The organism is Gordonia sp. (in: high G+C Gram-positive bacteria) (assembly GCF_012515855.1).
Lineage (GTDB): Bacteria > Actinomycetota > Actinomycetes > Mycobacteriales > Mycobacteriaceae > Gordonia.
The window spans coordinates 1-3,256 of record NZ_JAAYXO010000266.1 but is presented as its reverse complement, the minus strand read 5'-3'; the positions used below and the strand labels follow the sequence as shown (position 1 = coordinate 3,256).

The 3,256-nt window shown below is 67.1% G+C and carries 4 protein-coding genes; 3 read left to right on the top strand and 1 reads right to left on the bottom strand.

From position 1 onward, the window contains the following. Nucleotides 1–338, top strand: a 338-nt coding sequence (locus tag GX543_RS18220) for a TRCF domain-containing protein (RefSeq protein WP_290853980.1), incomplete at its 5' end; no start/stop codon positions are given. Between the two features lie 445 nt (nucleotides 339–783). Next, the gene (locus GX543_RS18215) at nucleotides 784–1,536 is read left to right on the top strand and encodes a lytic murein transglycosylase (protein ID WP_290853979.1); all 753 of its coding nucleotides are present in this window, start codon (nucleotides 784–786) and stop codon (nucleotides 1,534–1,536) included. 258 nt (nucleotides 1,537–1,794) lie between these two features. On the opposite strand, the gene GX543_RS18210 is transcribed toward GX543_RS18215, so the two are convergent. Continuing rightward, nucleotides 1,795–2,208, bottom strand: coding sequence for a nuclear transport factor 2 family protein (locus GX543_RS18210; RefSeq protein ID WP_290853978.1), 414 nt, complete (start codon nucleotides 2,206–2,208; stop codon nucleotides 1,795–1,797). A 99-nt stretch (nucleotides 2,209–2,307) separates the two neighbouring features. On the opposite strand from GX543_RS18210, the gene GX543_RS18205 reads away from it, so the two are divergent. Then, nucleotides 2,308–3,256, top strand: a 949-nt coding sequence (locus tag GX543_RS18205; protein WP_290853977.1) for a MazG family protein, incomplete at its 3' end; no start/stop codon positions are given.

Genomic DNA, 3,256 nt, shown 5'->3' with positions numbered 1-3,256 from the left:
TCGAACTCAACGACCGTTACGGTGAGCCGCCGGAGCAGACCCAGCGCCTGGCGGCGATCGCCCGCCTGCGGATCCGGTGCCGCGAGCACGGCGTCACCGAGGTGGGTCTGGCCGGGGAGTCGGTCAAGGTCTCGCCGCTGCTGCTCCTCGACAGCGAGCAGGTCCGCCTGGCGCGCCTCTACAAGGCCGCCAACTACCGGGCGACCACCCACACGGTGACCCTGCCCATTCCGCGCACCGCCGGTATGGGCTCGCCCCGCCTCCGCGACAACGAACTCATCGACTACCTCGTCGCCTTCCTGACCACCATCAAACCCCCGGAGTCCCTCGACGCCTGACCCCCGTCGAAGCCCCTTCGGAGGCGTGCCCCACCCCTGCCGGCTGAGCCCCGCCCCGGAGTGCCCCGCCCCCGCCGGCTGAGCGCCGTCGAAGCCCCGCCGGCGGATGGTCGACCCTCCGGTGGTCGAGTGCCTGCGAGGAACGAGCAGGCATATCGAGACCACACCGACGCGCCCGAGTGCGCCACAGGCCCCCGGATCCCGACTAACCAACGCAACGTGCGTGACCTCACAAATCCCGCGCGCACACCTCGCTGACCAGCGAAGCCTCGGTTCCAGCCACCCCGCCCCGCCCCATTAGATAACGGGCAGATAACGGCAAGGACACGAAACTATGTACCGTCGTTAGGAGTCGCAGAGCCCCGGCCGACGAGATCTTCCGTATCTCGCACCCCGCCGATGTGCCTCGCGAGAACTCCAATCACCGACGAATGCAGGTTGTTTCATGCTGTCGAACCGAACAAAGACTCGTACCGCCTGGGCCGTTGCCGCTGCGGTCGTGCCGATCTCCGCAGTACTGACGGGTGCGTCGACGGCCACCGAGAGCCACTACGCGGGACCGGCGCCCACCGACGTCGCCCAGGTCTCCCAGCTGTCTGAGTCGGTCGCTGACCCGGCGCCGGCCAAGACCGACGTCGCCGAGCCCGCAGAGGCAGCCGCCCCGGCACCGAAGCTTCCAGAGTCGGTCCTGTCGGGCACGATCCCGAAGGTCAACTTCGAGGCCTACAAGGCCGCGCAGGACACCATGGCCAAGTCCGCCGCGGCCTGCCACATCGACTGGACGCTGATCGCCGGCATCGGCCGCGTGGAATCGCACCACGCGAACCTCGGCGACGCCGACGACAACGGCCAGTTGCGCTCGCCGATCTACGGTCCGACCCTCGACGGTTCGCTGGCCGGCAACCAGGTGATCGGTGACACCGACGGCGGCGCCCTGGACGGCGACACCGGCTTCGACCGCGCGGTCGGCCCGATGCAGTTCCTGCCGTCGACCTGGAAGACCTTCGCTGCGGACGGCAACGGTGACGGCAAGATCGACCCCCAGAACGTCTTCGACGCCGCGCTGACCACCGCGCGCTACCTCTGCCACGACGGCCTGGACCTGAGCAACGAAGGCGACCGGGTCGCAGCCGTGCTGCGCTACAACAACTCGTCGGCCTACGTCAGCGAGGTCCTCGGGTACGCCGCGAGCTACTGATCCGCGAACAGGGGAGTGCTCGGTTCATCGCTGGCCGAGTGCTCTTGTTTGCTGGTGGTGTGCTCATACTCGCTGGTCGAGTGCGTGCGAGGAACGAGCACGTATATCGAGACCCCGCCGACGTGCCGGAGCTCATTGCGGTAGCGGATCAGGAAACCTGCCTGTCGGTACATGAGAGTTTCCGATAGCTCCCATCATCGACGTCACGTGGATTGCTCGAGCTATGCGGAACTCTGATGTACGAGCGCCACGTACCTCTCACAACGGCCGCTGAAAACACGTCTCCAGCACCCGCTCGCCGATCCGCCACCCGTCGTCACCGCGGACCCACAAGTCGTTGTAATAGATCCCGAGCAGAAACCCGTTCGGCTCGGCGACCATCGGGTTCAAACAGAGCGTCCGCGACCGCGCCGCGTCGCCGTCGACGCTGACCTGTCGGTTCCCCAGGAAGTGGCAGTAAGTAGTGAACCCGGGCAGTACCGTCTCGAGCCACGCGATCACCTCGTCGACGCTGCCCGCGATCCCGCCGGTGGCCGTGTAATCGATGCGCGCATCCGCCGTGAACACCCCGCGCAGATCTTCGAATGATCCTGAGTCGACGGCGGTCGCATAGGCGGTCAGAATGTCATCGATGGCGAGACGGTCGACGACGGTCTGCAGGTCTGTGGACATGGTTTCGGACGTTATCGCGGGAGACGCGCGCGTTTGGTCGTTTGGCTGCGGCGCCGGGTGGCTACCCTTGAGGTCGTATCAGTGAGGCGGAGGTTGTCGATGACTGTGGTGCTGCTGGATCCGACGTGGCCGGACATGATTCCGGCGGGCGCGGCCAAAGCGCTGGCCGACGGCCACGTGTACGTCACCGAGGATGTGCATCCGACGCTGCTGTGGCACCTGGGCTCGTATGAGCGAGCGGATTCGGTCGACCAGTACGCCGAGAACGCGACCCTGCTGACCAGCGACGACAAGCACCCGATTGCCGCTGACTGGATTGCTCGCGGAGCGCAGATCGTCTCCGGCCATCCGGTGCCGGGTTCGCAGTTGATCAAGGCGGTCGCGCTGATGGATCAGCTGCGCCGGACCGGGCCGTGGGAGAAGCGGCAGACGCACGACTCGCTGCGCCGCTACCTCCTCGAAGAGGTCTACGAACTGCTCGACGCCTTCGACGACGGCACCGCGGAAGAGCTGTGCTCCGAGCTGGGCGATCTGCTGCTGCAGGTGCTGTTCCACGCGCGGATCGCCGAGGATTCGGCGATCACCCCGTTCGACATCGACGACGTGGCGAAGAGCTTCATCGACAAGGTGTCGGGCCGGACGCCCGGCGTGCTGTCCGGCGAGCACGCGGATCTCGAACGCCAGATCCGCGAGTGGGAAGAGGCCAAGGCCGCCGAGCGGCAGCGGGGGAGCGTCCTCGACGGCATCGTCACCTCGCAGCCCGCGCTGGCCCTGACTCAGAAGGTCTTCGAGCGGCTCGCCGGCGCCGACTTCCCGGTCGAGGCCATCAGCCCGGCCCTGAGCTGGGTGGAGGTCGCCTTCACCGCGAGTGCCCGTGACAGTGTCGAAGACCAGCAGCGCCGCAATGCCCTGAAGCTGATCAAGCAGGTCCGCGCCGCGGAAGAGGCCGCCGCCCGCGACGGCGTCGTCCCCCGCACCGAGAACGCCTGGCGCAAATACCTCGGCATGCAGATCTTCGACCACACCACCGACGACCTCGACGACGAGC

Coding starts and splice junctions, on each gene's coding strand:
- GX543_RS18210 (WP_290853978.1), bottom strand. CDS start 2,208: ATGTCCACAGACCTGCAGACCGTCGTCGACCGTCTCGCCATCGATGAC.
- GX543_RS18215 (WP_290853979.1), top strand. CDS start 784: ATGCTGTCGAACCGAACAAAGACTCGTACCGCCTGGGCCGTTGCCGCT.